At 74.0% G+C, this 16,111-nt stretch carries 15 protein-coding genes; 8 read left to right on the forward strand and 7 right to left on the reverse strand.

What is annotated here, in order from left to right:
• Positions 1–30 precede the first annotated feature (30 nt).
• The 3 genes from AC1050_RS10230 to AC1050_RS10240 all read left to right on the forward strand — a co-directional run bounded on the left by AC1050_RS10230 (position 31) and on the right by AC1050_RS10240 (position 2,949).
• Entirely contained in the window at positions 31–891 is an 861-nt protein-coding gene (locus tag AC1050_RS10230; protein WP_482387302.1) for an SDR family oxidoreductase, read from the forward strand.
• A 154-nt stretch (positions 892–1,045) separates the two neighbouring features.
• Complete coding sequence (locus tag AC1050_RS10235; RefSeq protein WP_482387303.1) at positions 1,046–1,930, forward strand: aldo/keto reductase; 885 nt, start codon at positions 1,046–1,048, stop codon at positions 1,928–1,930.
• A gap of 2 nt (positions 1,931–1,932) precedes the next feature.
• Positions 1,933–2,949: an aldo/keto reductase gene (locus AC1050_RS10240; protein WP_482387304.1), complete on the forward strand. Its 1,017-nt coding sequence runs from the start codon at positions 1,933–1,935 to the stop codon at positions 2,947–2,949.
• A gap of 58 nt (positions 2,950–3,007) precedes the next feature.
• Here the strand turns inward: AC1050_RS10240 and AC1050_RS10245 are convergent, their stop codons facing one another.
• The 4 genes from AC1050_RS10245 to AC1050_RS10260 form a co-directional block, all read right to left on the reverse strand.
• On the reverse strand, positions 3,008–4,594 hold the full coding sequence (locus AC1050_RS10245) for a Na+/H+ antiporter (protein ID WP_482387305.1): 1,587 nt from the start codon (positions 4,592–4,594) through the stop codon (positions 3,008–3,010).
• A gap of 84 nt (positions 4,595–4,678) precedes the next feature.
• Entirely contained in the window at positions 4,679–5,056 is a 378-nt protein-coding gene (locus tag AC1050_RS10250) for a DUF2255 family protein (RefSeq protein ID WP_482387306.1), read from the reverse strand.
• On the reverse strand, positions 5,053–5,478 hold the full coding sequence (locus AC1050_RS10255) for a (R)-mandelonitrile lyase (RefSeq protein WP_482387307.1): 426 nt from the start codon (positions 5,476–5,478) through the stop codon (positions 5,053–5,055). Before AC1050_RS10255 ends, AC1050_RS10250 begins: the two co-directional genes overlap by 4 nt.
• A gap of 109 nt (positions 5,479–5,587) precedes the next feature.
• Positions 5,588–6,637: a zinc-dependent alcohol dehydrogenase family protein gene (locus tag AC1050_RS10260; RefSeq protein WP_482387308.1), complete on the reverse strand. Its 1,050-nt coding sequence runs from the start codon at positions 6,635–6,637 to the stop codon at positions 5,588–5,590.
• 205 nt (positions 6,638–6,842) lie between these two features.
• Between AC1050_RS10260 and AC1050_RS10265 the strand changes: the two genes are divergently transcribed.
• Positions 6,843–7,712 carry a helix-turn-helix transcriptional regulator gene (locus tag AC1050_RS10265; protein ID WP_482387309.1) on the forward strand — a complete coding sequence of 290 codons (870 nt, stop codon included), beginning with the start codon at positions 6,843–6,845 and terminating at the stop codon, positions 7,710–7,712.
• A 64-nt stretch (positions 7,713–7,776) separates the two neighbouring features.
• On the opposite strand, the gene AC1050_RS10270 is transcribed toward AC1050_RS10265, so the two are convergent.
• Both AC1050_RS10270 and AC1050_RS10275 read right to left on the reverse strand, forming a co-directional pair.
• Positions 7,777–8,358: a maleylpyruvate isomerase mycothiol-dependent enzyme family protein gene (locus AC1050_RS10270; protein ID WP_482387310.1), complete on the reverse strand. Its 582-nt coding sequence runs from the start codon at positions 8,356–8,358 to the stop codon at positions 7,777–7,779.
• A 106-nt stretch (positions 8,359–8,464) separates the two neighbouring features.
• Positions 8,465–8,737, reverse strand: coding sequence for a DUF1905 domain-containing protein (locus AC1050_RS10275; protein WP_482387311.1), 273 nt, complete (start codon positions 8,735–8,737; stop codon positions 8,465–8,467).
• Positions 8,738–8,804: 67 nt separating this feature from the next.
• Here AC1050_RS10275 and AC1050_RS10280 point away from each other — a divergent pair, with 67 nt between their 5' ends.
• The 3 genes from AC1050_RS10280 (at position 8,805) to AC1050_RS10290 (ending at position 11,673) form a co-directional block, all read left to right on the forward strand.
• Positions 8,805–9,596, forward strand: coding sequence for a phosphatase PAP2 family protein (locus AC1050_RS10280; RefSeq protein WP_482387312.1), 792 nt, complete (start codon positions 8,805–8,807; stop codon positions 9,594–9,596).
• A 69-nt stretch (positions 9,597–9,665) separates the two neighbouring features.
• Positions 9,666–10,655, forward strand: coding sequence for an SDR family oxidoreductase (locus tag AC1050_RS10285; protein WP_482387313.1), 990 nt, complete (start codon positions 9,666–9,668; stop codon positions 10,653–10,655).
• A gap of 31 nt (positions 10,656–10,686) precedes the next feature.
• Complete coding sequence (locus tag AC1050_RS10290; RefSeq protein ID WP_482387314.1) at positions 10,687–11,673, forward strand: glycoside hydrolase family 88 protein; 987 nt, start codon at positions 10,687–10,689, stop codon at positions 11,671–11,673.
• A 16-nt stretch (positions 11,674–11,689) separates the two neighbouring features.
• On the opposite strand, the gene AC1050_RS10295 is transcribed toward AC1050_RS10290, so the two are convergent.
• Positions 11,690–12,727 carry a LacI family DNA-binding transcriptional regulator gene (locus AC1050_RS10295; RefSeq protein WP_482387315.1) on the reverse strand — a complete coding sequence of 346 codons (1,038 nt, stop codon included), beginning with the start codon at positions 12,725–12,727 and terminating at the stop codon, positions 11,690–11,692.
• 300 nt (positions 12,728–13,027) lie between these two features.
• Here AC1050_RS10295 and AC1050_RS10300 point away from each other — a divergent pair, with 300 nt between their 5' ends.
• Complete coding sequence (locus AC1050_RS10300) at positions 13,028–16,108, forward strand: glycoside hydrolase family 13 protein (protein WP_482387316.1); 3,081 nt, start codon at positions 13,028–13,030, stop codon at positions 16,106–16,108.
• Positions 16,109–16,111 lie beyond the last annotated feature (3 nt).

Genomic DNA, 16,111 nt, shown 5'->3' on the forward strand with positions numbered 1-16,111 from the left:
GCGCGGGAGAACCACACCGAGGAGCACGTCATGTCCGCACCCACCGCACCCACCCCTGCCACCGAGGTCGTCGTCGTCATCGGCGCTGGGGCCATCGGCCAGGCGATCGTCCGCCGGGTGGCAGCCGGCCGCACCGTCCTGGTGGCCGACATCGACGACGACAACGCCGCCGCCGCGGCCCGCACCCTCGAGGGCGCGGGCTACCAGGTGACCACCGGGCACGTCGACGTCTCGGACGGCGCCTCCGTCGCCGCCCTCGCCGAGCAGGCCGCCGCGCTCGGTGCCGTCACCCGCGTCATCCACACCGCCGGGCTGTCCCCGGCGCAGGCCAGCCCGCAGGCGATAGTCGCCGTCGACCTGGTCGGCACCGCCCACGTCCTGGAGGCGTTCGGACGCGTGGTCGCCCCCGGTGGATCCGGCGTCGTCATCGCCAGCCAGGCCGGGCACATGATCCCGCCGCTGCCGGCCGAGCAGAACGAGGCGCTGTCCCGCACGCCGGCGAGCGAGCTCTCCGACCTGCCGATGCTCCAGGCCGACGCGGTGCCCGGGTCCGGCTTCGCCTACGCGCTGGCCAAGCGGGCCAACGTCCTGCGGGTCCAGGCCGCCAGTGTCGAGTGGGGCGACCGCGGCGCCCGCCTGAACTCCCTGAGCCCCGGCATCATCATGACGCCGCTGGCGCTCGACGAGCTCAACAGCCCCGCGGGGGAGCTCTACCAGGAGATGATCCGCGCCTCGGCCGCCGGTCGCGTCGGGTCGCCCGACGAGGTCGCCGGAGCCGCCGCGTTCCTGCTCGGCCCCGACGGCGCGTTCGTCACCGGCACCGACCTGCTCATCGACGGCGGCGTCATCGCCTCGATCGTCACCGGGAGGTTCCAGGTCCGCATCAGCTGACCGGACCGCGGACCGCCCCGCCCGCCGAACCACCCGGTCGGCCCGCGGGGCGGTCGGGACGCCGGGTGCCCCTCCCGTGCACCCCCGGTCCAGGTAACGACAGGGCCCCCCTCTCGGGCAGTGACCCGCCACGACCCGGGCTTAGCGTCGAAGCATGACCGAGAACACCCTGACCCTGAACAACGGCGTCACCCTGCCCGCCCTCGGCTTCGGCGTGTTCCAGACGCCGCCCGCCGAGACCGTCTCCGCGGTGACCGAGGCCCTGCGCGTCGGGTACCGCCACATCGACACCGCCGCCGCGTACGGCAACGAGCGCGAGGTCGGCCAGGCGATCGCCGCCTCCGACGTCGACCGCTCCGAGGTGTTCGTCGAGACCAAGATCTGGATCAGCGACTACGGCTACGACGCCACGCTGCACGCGTTCGACAAGAGCGCCGGCAAGCTCGGCGTCGAGCAGATTGACCTGCTGATCCTGCACCAGGCCCTGCCGAGCCGGTTCGACCTCACGATCGACGCCTACCGCGCCCTGGAGCGGCTGCTCGCCGACGGCAGGGTCCGAGCGATCGGAGTCAGCAACTTCATGCCGGCGCACCTGGACCGGCTGCTGGCGGAGACGTCCGTCGTGCCCGCGATCAACCAGATCGAGGTGCACCCGTACTTCCAGCAGCGCGACGTCCTCGCCAAGGACGCGGAGCTCGGCATCCTGTCGCAGGCGTGGTCCCCGATCGGGGGCATCACGTTCTACCGCGACGGCGCCCACGGCAGCACGCTGGAGGACCCGACGATCGTGGAGATCGCGCGGACGCACGGGAAGTCCGCGGCGCAGGTGATGCTCCGCTGGCACCTGCAGCAGGGACGCCAGGCGATCCCGAAGTCGACGAAGCCCGCGCGCATCGCGGAGAACCTGGACGTGTTCGACTTCGCGCTGTCTGCCGAGGAGCTGGCGCGCATCGACGCCCTGGACACCGGCGTGCGCGGCGGCCCGGAGCCCGAGCAGATCACGCTCGACACCTTCGGCATCGACATCCCGGAGGCGTGAGCATGGAGCAGCGGAAGCTCGGGCGCACCGGGGTGTCGGTGAGCCCACTGTGCCTCGGGGCGATGATGTTCGGCCCCTGGGGCAACGACGACCGCGCCGACGCGACCCGGATCATCCACCGGGCGCTCGACGCCGGGATCACGTTCATCGACACCGCCGACGTGTACTCCGGCGGCGTCTCGGAGGAGATCGTCGGCGAGGCGCTCCGGGGCCGGCGGGACGACGTCGTGCTGGCCACGAAGTTCTTCATGCCGATGGGCGACGACCCGAACCAGCGCGGCGGGTCGCGGCGCTGGATCATGCGCGAGGTCGAGAACTCGCTGCGCCGGCTGCAGACCGACCACATCGACCTCTACCAGGTGCACCGACCCAGCCCGGACACCGACGTCGAGGAGACCCTCGGGGCGCTGACGGACCTGGTTCGCCAGGGCAAGGTCCGGTACATCGGCTCCTCGTCGTACTCCGGCAGCCAGATCGTCGAGGCGCAGTGGGCCTCGCGCGAGCGGCACCTGGAGCGGTTCGTCACCGAGCAGCCGCCGTACTCGCTCCTGGTGCGCGGCATCGAGCAGGACGTCCTGCCGACCACGCAGCGGTACGGCATGGGCACCCTGACGTACAGCCCGCTGTCCGGCGGCTGGCTCTCGGGCCGGTGGCGCAAGGGCGCCGAGGCGTCGCCGACGTCCTCGGCCCGGCCGTCGGCGCGGTTCGACATGTCGAGCCCGGCGAACCAGCGCAAGCTCGACGCCGTGGAGGAGCTGGCGCAGCTGGCCGAGCAGGCCGGGATGTCGCTGCTGGAGATGGCGATCGCGTTCGTGATCCGCCACCCGGGCGTGACGTCGGCGATCGTCGGCCCGCGGACCATGGAGCAGCTCGAGTCCTACCTGCCCGCCGCGGATATCACGCTGCCGACCGACGTCCTGGACCGGATCGACGAGATCGTCGCCCCGGGTGTGACGATCAACCCGGACGACGACAGCTACGGCGCGGCCGAGCTGCTCCCGGCGGCGCGCCGCCGCTGAGCGGTCCCGGCCGCAGCGCCCGCGAGTCCCCTCCCGCGACCCGCGGGAGGGGGCTCGCTCAGTCCTCGACGACGTCCGCCCGGGTGAGCCGGAGCTCCTCGACGTCCAGCCTCGCCTGCACGGCGCGGAGCACGGAGTCGTCGATCTCCTGCTCGTCGCGCAGCCGGTTCACGGTCTCGCGCTTGCGCGCGATCAGCGCCAGCCGCAGCTCGGCGTACTGGTCACCGGCCCGGAGCACGTCATCCGGGTCCGACGTGCCCCGCGCCTCGACCACCCGCAGGTGCTCCTCGTACTCCGCCACGGTCCGGTCGACGACGGCCTGGTCCGTGCCCAGCCGGGCGGCGACCTCCTGAACCGACCCCAGGGCCTCCCGCGTGGACAGCAGCTCGGCAAGGTGCCGCTCGTCCTCCGGCGCGGTGTCGGGCGGGAACGCGGCCCAGCGCACCACGCGGGGGAGCAGCACGCCCTGGACGACGAGCGAGAGGGTCACGACGACGGCGGTCACGAACACGACCAGGTCGCGGGAGGGGAACGCGTCGCCGGACGCCACCGTGGTCGGGACGGCGAGCGCGGCGGCCAGCGAGACCGCGCCGCGGAACCCGGCGACCGTGCTGACCACCCGGGCGCGGTCGCTCACCCGTCGCAGCCGCTGGGAGGGCCGGCGGTCCAGCAGCCGGATCGTGTAGGCGGAGACGAACAGGAACGCCAGGCGGACCGCCAGCACGGTGACCCACACCAGGACGGCGAGCCCGACGGCCGCACCGACCCGGCTGCCGGGCACGCTCCGGAGGACCGACTGCACCTCGAGCCCCACCAGCACGAACAGCGCCGCGTTCAGCAGGTAGGTGCCGAACGACCAGAAGGACTCGGCGAGCCGGCGGGTCGCGGCGGGCACCAGCCGGGGACCGACGCGACTGAGCATCAGCCCGCTCACGACGACGGCCAGGACGCCGGACGCCTCGACGGTCTCCGCGAGGAGGAACGCGGCGAAGGGGGTGAGCAGGGTGACGACGTTGGCCAGCAGCACGTCGGCGAGCCGGGCCCGCAGGTGCGTGGCGAGCCACGCGACAAGCGCCCCCGCGAGCACCCCGCCGCCGTAGGACAGCACGAGCAGCCAGGTCAGGTGCCCGGCCGTGAGCGCCTCCTCCCCGACGGTCACCCCGACCGCGACGCCGTACAGGACCAGCGCGGTGCCGTCGTTGACCAGGCTCTCCGAGCGCAGGACCGCGACGTTGCGCCGCGGGAGCACGCGGGACAGGGCGGCGACGGCGGTGGCGTCCGTCGGGGCGAGCGCGGCCCCGAGCACCCACGCCGGTCCCCACGGGACGCCGAACGCGTGGGCCACCGCGGCGACGGCGCCGGCGGTCAGGACGACCAGCACCGTGCTGGTCAGCACGACGCCGCGCAGGTTGAACCGGATCTCCCGCAGCGAGCTGGTCAGCGCCTCCCAGAACAGCAGCGCGGGCAGGAACACGAGCAGCATGAGCTCGGGCGGCAGGTGGACCTGGCGCAGCGCCGGGGCGAACCCGAGGACGACGCCGAGCAGCAGGAGCAGGACCGGTGCCGCGACGTGCAGGCGCCGCGCCAGGGCGCCCCCGGTCACGATCGTGGCACCGAGGACGACGACCAGCTGCAGAGCCTCCACGGCTCACCTCCTGCTCGCAGGGACGGACGGCGACGGGCCGCCGGCGCGCACCTGGTGCGTCGCGGCGGCCCGTCGTGCGGTGGGTCAGTCCCGGGGGACGACGCGGAGCGTCGCGCCGACGAGTGCCGGCCCGACGACGGACCCGACGATGCGCGGCCCGTAGCGGTCGTACTTGGCGTGGTACGCGGCGTCCAGCCCCGCGTGCACGTCGTCGTCCGGCTCCTCGAACCGCACGTCCTTCTCGACCCCGCCCGCGCGGACCCAGCCGGAGCCGGACGTCCTCGCGCGGCGGAACCAGCCGTTCTCCGGGCCGTACGCGGACCGGATGTACACGTCGTCGCCGGACCGGACGGTCCAGATCGTGACCGCGGGGCGCAGCGTGCCGTCGGGGCGGTACGACGCCACCTCGAGCTCGTCGGCGCGCCCGATCGCGTCGAGCTCCCCGGCGGTCCAGCCGGTCACGAGCGCTCCTCGGCGGGGGCGGTGTACTGCGCGTCGGTGACGGGCTCGCCCCACTCCGTCTCGGAGCCGTCGCGGGCCTCGGTGGTCTCCCACATGGCCAGGTGCTCCATGAAGGCGTCGGGCCCGGCGCCGTGCCAGTGCCACTCGCCGGGCGGGCACCAGACGGTCTGGCCCGGGCGCAGCTCGAGCACGCGACCGTCGCGGGTGCCGACCCGGGCGGCGCCCTGGGTCACGTGCAGCGTCTGGCCCGCGGCGTGGACGTGCCAGTGGGTGCGCGCGCCCGGTGCGAACCGGACGGTGTTGACCCGCAGCCGGGCGGGCGCGGGCGGGGCGGCGACGACGTCGAACCAGACGTCGCCGGTGAACCAGTCGGCGGGGGCGTGCACCGTCGGCTGCGCGGGGGAGGTGGGCAGGATCTCCATCGGACTCAGGCCTCTCGGGAGCGGACGACGCGCTCGGTGCATCGTCCTGCGGGCGGGACGGCGCGGCCACCGCTGCCGGGAGCGGTGGCCGCGCGCGGGTGTGCGGACGTCAGGGACGGACCATGACCTTGAGGGCCTCGCGGGCGTCCATCGCCCGGTAGGCGTCGGGGACCTCGTCGAGGGACACGGTGCGGTCGAACACCCTGCCGGGCTGGATCTCGCCGCTGAGCACCTGCGGGATGGCGGCCTCGAGGTAGGCGCGCACCGGGGCGGGGCCGCCGGTCAGGGTGACGTTCTTGCCGAACAGGGACCCGAACCCGACCGGGGCGTCCTCGTACTGCGGGACGCCGACGCGGGAGATCACGCCGCCGGGGCGGACGATCCCGTAGGCCTGCTCGTAGGCGGGCATGTGGCCGACGGCCTCGAGCACGACGTGCGCGCCCTCGCCCCCGGTCAGCTCGAGGACCTTCGCGATGCCCTCGTCGCCGCGCTCGGCGACGACGTCGGTCGCGCCGAACTCGCGGCCCAGGTCGGTGCGGGCGGTGTGCCGGCCCATCAGGATGATCCGCTCGGCACCCATCTGCCGCGCGGCGAGCACGGCGGACAGGCCGACGGCTCCGTCGCCGATCACCGCGACGGTCCTGCCCGGTGCGACCTTGCCCATGAAGGCGGCGTGGTAGCCGGTCAGGTAGACGTCGGACAGCGTGAGCAGCGACGCCAGCAGCTCCTCGCTCGCGGTCTGCGGGTCGACGCCCGGGACGACGACGAGGCTGCCGTCCGCCTGCGGGATGCGGGCGAGCTCGGCCTGCAGGCCGTCGGTCTCGGGGGTGGCGTAGAAGCCGCCGTGCACGCAGGAGGTGTGCACGCCGTCCCGGCAGAAGGCGCAGGTGTTGTCCGAGAACGCGAACGGGGCGATCACGAAGTCGCCCTTGCTCACCGAGGTGACGGCGGAGCCGGTCTCCTCGACGACGCCGATGAGCTCGTGCCCCATCGACTGGCCCTCCTCGGAGGTGGGCATGGTGTGGTAAGGGTGCAGGTCGGAACCGCACACGCACGCCCGGACGACCCGGACGATCGCGTCGGTCGGCGCCTGGATGGACGGGTCGGCGACCTGCTCGACCCGGACGTCGCCGGCGCCGTACATGAACGTGGCACGCATGAGGTGGTGTCTCCCTGGGGGTAGGTGCGGGTGCTCCCGGTGGGGAGCACGTCCATGGAAGACCCAACGGCATGCGGGCCGCGCGCGGGAGTCCCTGTTCAGCCAGGTACTGGCGCAACCCCCCTCGGCGGCGGGCGCCGGGCCGTCCGTGCCGGGTACCAGCAGGGCCTCCCTCGACCGACCGGCCCGACCTACGGTGGTGGGCATGGACAACCGCGAGGAGGTCCGCGACTTCCTGCGGTCGCGGCGGGCGAGGCTCTCGCCCGAGCAGGCAGGGCTGCCCACCTTCGGGACGCACCGCCGGGTCCCGGGGCTGCGCCGCGAGGAGGTCGCGATGCTCGCCGGCGTCTCGGTCGACTACTACGTCCGGCTCGAGCGGGGGAACCTCGCCGGGGCGTCCGAGAGCGTGGTCGAGTCCATCGCCACCGTCCTGCAGCTCGACGACGCCGAGCGCGAGCACCTGCGCGACCTCGCCCGCGCCGCCGAGTCGCGGGGCCTCCGGCCGCGTCGCCGCCCGAAGGCGCGCACCGTGCCGGACAGCGTGCAGCTGATGCTCGACGCGATGACCGCCGCACCCGCCGTGGTGCGCGACGACCGGCTCGAGATCCTGGCGGCGAACGCGCTCGGCCGCGCTCTCTACGCCCCCCTGTTCGACGACCCCGGGCACCGCCCCAACCACGCCCGGTTCGCGTTCCTGGACGCCCGGTCCCGCGACTACTGGGTCGACTGGGAGCGCGCGGCCGACGACACGGTCGGCGTGCTGCGCTCGGCCGCCGGGCGGGACCCCTTCGACCGGGATCTCACGGCGCTGGTCGGCGAGCTGTCCACCCGCAGCGAGGAGTTCCGGCGGCGGTGGGCGGCGCACCACGTGCACCTGCACACCGGCGGGACCAAGCAGATCCAGCACCCCGTCGCCGGTCGCCTGGAGCTCATGTACGACTCCATGACGATCGCCGCGGCCCCCGGGCTGACGCTGCTCGTCTACACGGCCGCACCGGGCACCGCGACGGCCGACGCCCTGCAGCTGCTGGCCAGCTGGGCCGCGACCCAGGATCGGGAGACCGCGCGGCCCTGAGGCCCCTCGGCCGTCCCCTGGCGACGGTCCTCGCGCACGAGCGGCGTACCCGTAACGGCAGCAGCTACGGCGCCGCGCGCCACTGCCAGCCGGCCTGGGACGGCAGCCCCGGCAGCTCGAGACGGTGCGTCGCCCACCGCAGGCCGTCCCAGGGGTCGACGGCCGTCACCGAGCCGGTGACGTGCGGGAAGAGCCGCGCGAGCACGCGGGCGCAGACGTCGCGCGGCGGGTCGAGGGCCACGCCGTTCCCCCGCGCGACGTCCTCGCCGTGCAGGAGCAGCTCCGCGCAGCCCATCGCCGCGAACCCGGAGGCGTCCGCCAGGCCCGTCGGGTGGAACGCGCGCACGTCGGTGCCTGCGGTGCGGAGGGTGGCCGCGAGGAGCCCGGCCCCCGTGAGGGCCATCTCGAGGACCTCCGCGGCGCTCGCGTCGTCGTCGGTGACCGCCATGAAGCGCACGAACCGCGTGGTCGGCCGGGCGACGACCTGCGCCGCGAAGGACACGAGGGTGTCGCCCAGGTGCTCGACGGTGTGCCGGGCGTCCCACGTCCCGGTACCCGCCCCGGACCACGACCCGGTGGTGATCGGGAGCAGCGCCCGTGCGACGCTCGCGCTCGCGGCGTCGAGGTCGTCGGCTGTCACCATCATCGGGGCGCTCCGTGGGTCGTGGTTCGGCCCCCGCGGGACGGGAGGCTCGGCGTGACCGTACGTGCGGCCACCGACACGGCCTCGCCGTCCCCCGGAAGCCCCTCGACTACCGCCGGGTGATCGTGACGTCGACCGGGTCGCCGACGTCCTTGCCGAGCGCCTTGCGGACCTTCGCGCTCAGCGACACCATGTGCCCGCCGGTCCCGGTGACCATCGCGCCGACGTTCTCGAGGGTCACGTCGTCGACCGTCGCGTCCACCCGGACGGTCTTGCCGGTCCCGAAGAACTCGGCCGACCCGGGGATCGCGACGCAGCTCCACGTCTCGCCCTTGACGTCGACACCGATGGTCGTGCGGAAGGTCAGCTGCTCGGCGGCCATGCCGACCACCGTACCGACCGCCGCGGCTCGTCGGGCGGCATCCTGCCGCTCCTGCGAGGATCGCCCGATGTCCCCCGATCCCTGGTACCGGCAGGTCGTCCCCACGACCACGCGGTCGCTCCGCGCGGTCTGGGAGCGGCGGTCCGAGGTGCGCGACCCGACGTCGCGCGCGGCGGTGGTCCTGGGGATCCTGCTGATCGTCCTCGGCACGGTGACGTTCCTCGTCGTGCACGACGCCGTGGCCGAGGGCGACGACCTGGCCGAGGCCGACCTGCCCGTGCTGGACTGGCTGGTCGCGGCGCGCGGGCCGGCCTTGACCGCGTTCCTGACGGCCGTCTCGGCGGTCACCGGGCCGAGCATCCTGCCCGTGATCGTCGTCCTGGCGTGCCTGGTGTGGGGGCTGCGGTCGCACTCGTGGTGGCAGCCGGCGCTGCTGGCCGGGGCCATGGTGCTCTCCACCCTGATCTCGGTGGCGATCAAGTCCGTCGTGGCGCGTCCCCGGCCGCCGCTGGACACCATGTCCGTCCCCGGGTCCGAGTCGACGTACTCGTTCCCGTCCGGGCACACCGTGGGGACCGCGACGTTCCTGCTGACCGCCGGGTACCTGATCTGGATCCGCAGCCCGCACGTGCGCTCGCTCGTGCTGTGGGCGGTGGGCGTCGGCGTCGGGATCGCGCTGGTCGCCGGCAGCCGGTTGTACCTGGGCTACCACTTCCTCACCGACGTCACCGCCGGCTTCGCGCTCGCGGTCGCCGTGCTCGGCGTCGTGGTCGTGGTGGACCGGCGACGGGCGGTGCGGGCCGCGCGGATGACGGCGGGCGCCGGGGGCGACGACGCGGGGGCCACGCCGGCCGGGTGACTCGGCGCACGCCTCGAGCGGGACAGCGGCCGGGGCGCGCCACGGCCGTAGCACCGCTACCGTTCGACGATGGCCCTGCGGATCCTGCTCATCGGCGGCACCGGCATCATCAGCTCCGCCGTCGCCCGGCTCGCCGTCGAGCGCGGGCACGACGTCACGGTGCTGAACCGCGGGTCGAGCGTGACCCGGCCGCTGCCCGAGGGCGCGGAGCTGGTGCAGGCCGACGTCCGTGACCCCGGCTCCGTGCGGTCCGCGCTCGGCGGTCGCGAGTTCGACGCCGTCGTCGACTGGGTGGCGTTCACCCCGGAGCACGTCCAGGCCGACCTGGACCTGTTCCGCGGCCGCACGGGGCAGTACGTGTTCATCAGCTCGGCCTCCGCGTACCAGACGCCGCCCGAGCGGCTGCCGGTGACCGAGTCGACGCCGCTGCGGAACCCGTTCTGGCAGTACTCCCGGGACAAGATCGCGTGCGAGGACCTGCTGGTCGGTGCCTACCGCGAGTCCGGGTTCCCGGTCACCGTGGTGCGACCCTCGCACACCTACGACCGCACGTCCGTCCCGCTCGACGGCGGCTGGACCGCGGTCGAGCGGATGCGCCAGGGCAGGGAGGTCGTCGTGCACGGCGACGGCACCTCGCTGTGGACGCTGACGCACCACGAGGACTTCGCCCGGGGCTTCGTGCCGCTGCTCGGGGACCCGCGCACGCTCGGCGAGGCGTTCCACATCACCGGGGACGACGTCCTCACGTGGGACCAGATCGTCCGGGCGCTCGCCGCCGCCGCCGGGGTCGAGCCGCGCATCGTGCACGTGCCGTCGGACGCGATCGCTGCGGCGGACCCGGGCTGGGGCGCCGGCCTGCTGGGCGACAAGGCGCACTCGATGGTCTTCGACACCACCAAGCTGCGCCGCCTCGTGCCGGAGTTCACGACGACCACCCGGTTCGAGCAGGGCGCCCGGGAGATCGTCGCGTGGCACGACGCCGATCCGGCTCGCCGGACCGTCGACGCGCGGCTGCACGCGGTGATGGACGACCTGGTGGCGCGGTTCCGCGTGGGCTGAGCCGCCGCAGCACGCGAAGGAGGGTGCAGCGATGACGAACCTGACGGGCGCGCCGGCGGCGCGCACGGAGCAGCGCGTGCTGGGGGCGCTGCTCGCGATGCAGCGCAAGTCCTGGGAGCAGGGGGTGGCGGGGCAGGCGTTCCTCGACCTCGGGCTCGAGGACCTGGCGGAGGTCGTCGCCCACGACGCGGTGCTGCACGCCACGCCGGAGGGCCGGCTCGCCGAGGTGGAGGGCCACCCCAGCGCCGTGAACGCCGGCGCCGTGGGGGAGGTGGTGCACGAGGTGGCGGCCCGACGCTCCGACCCGGACCTGGCCCGGGCGTTCGAGCGGCTCGTGCGCTGGATCGCCGAGGACGCGCCGCGCGCCGACGACGGCACGGTGTTCCACCTGGTCGGCGAGCGCACGGTGTGGGTGGACACCGTCTACATGACCGTCCCGCTGCTCGTGCTCGCGGGGCGCGTCGACGAGGCCGAGCGGCAGCTGGCGGGCCACGAGCGCCGGCTGCGCGACCCCGGCACCGGGCTCTACGCGCACATCTGGGACGAGGACGCGGGCGCGTTGTCCCGCGGCGTCCCGTGGGCGACGGGCAACGGGTGGGTCGCCGCGGCGCTCGCCCGCGCGCTGCACCTGATGAGCGTGCACCGCGTCGACGCCCCGGAGTTCGCCGACCGCGCCGCGGCCGACGCCCGCGCGCTCGTCGACGCCTGCCTGGTCCACCGGCGGCGTGACGGGCTGTTCCACGACGTCCTGGACGACCCCACGACGTTCCCCGAGGTGAACGCCGGGCAGATGCTCGCGTACACCGCCCTGACCGGCGTGGCCGACGGGTGGCTGCCCCCGGACTACGCCGAGGTCGGCCGCGACCTGCTCGCCGTGGCCCGCGCGCACGTGAGCCCGGCGGGCGTCGTCGAGGAGGTCTGCGGCGCCCCGCGGTTCGACCGCCCGGGCCGCTCGCCGGAGGCGCAGGCGTTCCACCTGCTGGCGACCGCGGCCGCCCGGCGGGTGCCGCCGGGCTGAGCGCGCCCGTCCGGGGTCACGACCCGCGGCGCGCGCCCTCCGCCGGGCCGCTGGTACCGCGCACCACGAGGTGCGTGGGCAACGTGATGTGGGTGCGCCCGTCGCCAGAGCCGTCGAGCGCCTCGCGCACGAGCCGGCCGGCCGTGCGTCCCTGCTCGGTCACCGGCTGGTGCACGGTGGTCAGGTCGAACATGTCCGACACCGCCTGGTCGTCGATCCCGACGAGCGAGACCGTCCGCGGCACGTCGATCCCGGCGCGGCGCAGGGTGCGCAGCGCGCCGTAGGCGACCTCGTCCGAGAACGCCACGACGGCGGTGGGCGGCTGCGGCAGCCCGAGCAGCCGGCTGATGCCCCGGGCGCCGCCGTCGGCCCCCCACCGCTCGTGCACGACCAGCTCCGGGCGGACCGCCACCCCGGCGCCCTCGAGGGCCTCGGTGAACCCGCGCAGCCGCGCGCTCGGCGCGGCGTACTCCAGCGCCCAGTCCCCGGTCGAGTTGATCATCGCGATGCGCTCGTGGCCCGCGAGGAGCAGGTGCCCCGCGGCCTGCTGCCCGGCGGCGACGTCGTCGATCCGGACGTGCGGGTGGTCCCCGAGCGTGCCGCCCGCCATGACCACCGTGACGCCCATCAGGTCGAGGCGCCGCCGCTCCTCGTCGCTGATCGGCAGCGCGATCAGGATCAACGCGTCCACCTGGCGGCGCGCGGGCAGCTCGGCGAAGAACCGCTGCCGCTGCGGCTCCTCCTGGACCTCGTAGAGCAGCACGTCGAGCTCGGTGTCGTGCAGCGCGGTCACGATGCCGTCCAGCATCGACGCGTAGAACCAGTGCGCGACGTTCGGGGTGACGACCGCGACCCGTCCGTTCGAGCCGCGCGCGAGCCGCGCCGCGTCGGGCGAGACCGCGTAGCCGAGCTCGTCGGCCAGGGCGCGCACGCGTGCCCGGGTCGCCGCCGAGACGCCCGGCGCGCCGTTCAGCGCCCGGGACACGGTCGCGATGGACACACCCGCCCGCTGTGCGAGGTCCGCCATGTTGAGGACGGAGCGGCCAGAGGTCACGCCGCGAGCGTACCTGCGCGGTCGCGTCCGTAAGCGCTTCCGGCCACGTGACCGGCGCGGAAGCCCGCGGGGGACGCGACGGCACGCAAGAGCTGAGCACCGACGTCACACAAGCCCTTGACAGCCGGGTCACAGGAACCGCATGGTGAGTAAGCGCTTACGAGACGCGGTGCGACGTCGCCCGCGGTCCTCCCGTCGCGTCCAGCAGCGGCGCTCCCGGCCCTCGCGGCCGTCCACCGGCCGGTCCGGCTCCCGTCGTCCGCCGGCACCCAGATCATCGTTCAGCAGAGAGGCTGAGACATGAGAAGGTCCTCCCGCGTGCGGGTGGCGGCCCTCGCCGCCGCCTTCGCGCTCGTCCTGAGCGTCGTCGGCGGCGCGGTCACCGCCCCGGTGCCGGCCGCGGCCGCGCCGGGCGACTGCGTCGAGAACCCGTTCGGCGACCGCCCGCTCTACCTGCGCGGCGGCTTCAGCAGCTGGAACGCGCTGCCCGAGTACGAGCTGGTCTACAGCTGCAACCGGTTCGAGGCGGTCCTCGACCTGGACGGCACCAGCTCGTTCAAGATCGCGGACGCCGACTGGTCCGCCGACGCCGACTTCGGCGGCGGCGAGCTCACCCCGGGTGAGCCCACCACGCTCCGGCTGCAGGGTCCGAACCTCACGTTCCCGTTCTCCGGCACGCAGCGTGTGGTGCTCGACGTCTCGGCGTCGGTCACGCAGCCGACGCTCACCATCACCTCGTGCCCCGCACCCCCGCTCGGCGACGCGCTGCTCGCGCTGTCCGGCACGATGAACGACGGCGAGCCCGGTCCCGGGGACTACTTCGTGCGCAGCTGCGACGCCTACTTCCTCAACGTGGACCTGGAGGGCGCGCACGAGTTCGTCTTGACCGACCCGGTCGGGGGCGGCGCCACCACCTTCGGCGCGCCCGACGCCGAGCACGCGCAGGCGCAGCAGGACGTGCCGTTCCCGCTCGTCGCGCAGGGCGACGCCGCCACGGTCGAGCCGGTGCGGTTCGACTTCGCCGGCCGGCACACGCTGCGCCTGGACGTCGCCGAGGACGGCAGCGCGCCGACCCTGACGATCACCGAGGAGACGTTCGTGAACCCGGGCGTCCAGGAGCCGGTGACCGACCCGGTGGCGCGGCAGGTGCGGTTCGACTCGCGGGCCGAGTCCGACCGCGCGCCGTACGGCGCCCAGCCCGCCGGGACCACCGTGGACTTCGCGCTGCAGGCGCCGGCGGGCGTGGAGTCGGCGACGCTGGTCGTGGAGAAGCGCCGGCTCGAGGGCAACCAGGAGGTGCTCGAGTACCTCGACCCGGTCCGGGTGCCCCTGACCCGGGAGCCCGGCACCGACCTGGACCGGTGGACCGGGAGCCACACCTTCGACGCCGTCAGCGTCTACGGGTACTACTTCGAGGTCGTCGTCGGCGGCGAGACGTACGTCTACCAGAACAACGACGCGACGATCTACTGGACGCTGGAGCGCGGCTCCGGCGGCGTCGGCGAGATCGCGTTCGCGCCCGAGGACCGCGCGGACGTGCAGCGCTACCGGCACACCTCGTACAGCCCGGACTTCACCGTCCCCGACTGGGCGTCGGACGCCGTGTACTACTACGTGTTCCCGGAGCGGTTCCGCAACGGCGACGCCGGCAACGACCCGGACCCGGCCGAGGACACCTACCTCGACGAGCCGGTCGAGCTCCACGAGAACTGGCTGGAGCGCCCGTTCGTGCCCGGGGACGCCGACGGGTCGACCACGGACGACGACCAGTACAACAACGACTTCTTCGGCGGCGACCTGCCCGGGATCATCGAGAAGCTCGACTACCTGGACGAGCTCGGGGTGAACACCCTCTACATCAACCCGATCTTCGAGGCCGCGAGCAACCACAAGTACGACACCGCCGACTACCTGCACGTGGACGACAACTTCGGCACGGACGAGGACGTGTCCCGGCTGACCGCCGAGGCCGAGGCCCGCGGGATGCGCGTGGTGCTGGACACCTCGCTCAACCACACGGGAAGCGACTCCGCGTACTTCGACCGCTACAGCAACTTCCCCGAGGACGGCGCCTTCGAGGGCGGGACGATCAACCCGGCCTCGCCGTTCGCCGACTTCTACACCTTCCACCCCGAGCAGACCGAGCCCGACCGGCAGTACGACGGCTGGACCGGCGTGACGACCCTGCCGGAGCTCACGGAGTCCGAGAGCTGGAAGGACTTCGCGTTCCGCGGCCCGGACTCCGTCATGGGCACGTGGCAGGCGCGCGGCGTCGACGGGTGGCGGATGGACGTCGCGCCGTGGGTCAGCGACCCGTTCTGGCGCGAGTGGCGCACGTCGGTGAAGGCCACCGACCCCGAGGCGCTCACCATCGCCGAGACGTGGTTCGACTCCTCGAAGTACTTCCTGGGGGACACCTTCGACACGACGATGAACTACATCTTCCGCAACGCGGTGCTCGACTACGCCGACGGCCGCGACGCCGGCCAGGCGTACGAGAACATCGAGCTCATGCGGGAGGCGTACCCGGCGCAGGCGTTCTACGCGCTGATGAACCTGCTCTCCACGCACGACGCGGCGCGCGCGCTGCACCAGTTCGGGTACACCGACGACTCCGTCACGCCCGAGCAGGAGGCCGAGGCCAAGCAGCGGCTGCGCCTCGCGGTGCTGTTCCAGATGACGTTCCCCGGTGCGCCGAGCGTGTTCTACGGCGACGAGGTCGGCGTCACCGGCGGGGAGGACCCGTTCAACCGGGCCACCTACCCGTGGGAGGACGAGGGCGGCGACCCCGACACCACGCTGCTGGCGGAGTTCCAGGAGCTGATCGCGCTGCGCAACGAGCACGACGTGCTGCGCAACGGCTCGATCGGCGCACCGCTGCACGTCGACGAGCACGTGGTGGTCCTGCTCCGCGAGCAGGACGGCGTCCAGGCCGTCACCGCGTACAACAACGACACCGAGGCGCACGAGGTCACGGTCGACCTGCCGGACGGGGGAGCGGGCCGGGTGTTCACCGACGCGCTGACCCAGGCCGTCGCGACGCCGGCCGACGGGCGGCTCACGCTCACCGTGCCGGCGCTCGACGGCAACGTGCTGATCTCGGAGGCGGTGGCCGCCCCCACGATCGACGACCTGCAGGCGGCGCTCCGCGAGGCCCAGCGGGCCCGCGAGATCACCGGTCCCGTGTCGCTGCTGCTCAGCACGCACCTGCTGCTCGCCGAGAAGCTGCACGACCACGGCAAGGACGCGGCGGCCGTCCGGCAGCTCGAGCGGTTCGTCGACCGCCTCGAGGACCCGCCGGGGCGGCACAGCCGGGTCGCGCCGGGGGTGGCGGCCTCGCTCACGGCGCAGGCGAACGCGCTGGCGGCCAGCTGGTCCTGAGCC

The sequence above is a fragment of the Cellulomonas sp. NEAU-ZC6 genome (assembly GCF_056844425.1).

Coding starts and splice junctions, on each gene's coding strand:
- AC1050_RS10230 (WP_482387302.1), top strand. CDS start 31: ATGTCCGCACCCACCGCACCCACCCCTGCCACCGAGGTCGTCGTCGTC.
- AC1050_RS10235 (WP_482387303.1), top strand. CDS start 1,046: ATGACCGAGAACACCCTGACCCTGAACAACGGCGTCACCCTGCCCGCC.
- AC1050_RS10240 (WP_482387304.1), top strand. CDS start 1,933: ATGGAGCAGCGGAAGCTCGGGCGCACCGGGGTGTCGGTGAGCCCACTG.
- AC1050_RS10255 (WP_482387307.1), bottom strand. CDS start 5,478: ATGGAGATCCTGCCCACCTCCCCCGCGCAGCCGACGGTGCACGCCCCC.
- AC1050_RS10260 (WP_482387308.1), bottom strand. CDS start 6,637: ATGCGTGCCACGTTCATGTACGGCGCCGGCGACGTCCGGGTCGAGCAG.
- AC1050_RS10265 (WP_482387309.1), top strand. CDS start 6,843: ATGGACAACCGCGAGGAGGTCCGCGACTTCCTGCGGTCGCGGCGGGCG.
- AC1050_RS10270 (WP_482387310.1), bottom strand. CDS start 8,358: ATGATGGTGACAGCCGACGACCTCGACGCCGCGAGCGCGAGCGTCGCA.
- AC1050_RS10275 (WP_482387311.1), bottom strand. CDS start 8,737: ATGGCCGCCGAGCAGCTGACCTTCCGCACGACCATCGGTGTCGACGTC.
- AC1050_RS10280 (WP_482387312.1), top strand. CDS start 8,805: ATGTCCCCCGATCCCTGGTACCGGCAGGTCGTCCCCACGACCACGCGG.
- AC1050_RS10285 (WP_482387313.1), top strand. CDS start 9,666: ATGGCCCTGCGGATCCTGCTCATCGGCGGCACCGGCATCATCAGCTCC.
- AC1050_RS10290 (WP_482387314.1), top strand. CDS start 10,687: ATGACGAACCTGACGGGCGCGCCGGCGGCGCGCACGGAGCAGCGCGTG.
- AC1050_RS10300 (WP_482387316.1), top strand. CDS start 13,028: ATGAGAAGGTCCTCCCGCGTGCGGGTGGCGGCCCTCGCCGCCGCCTTC.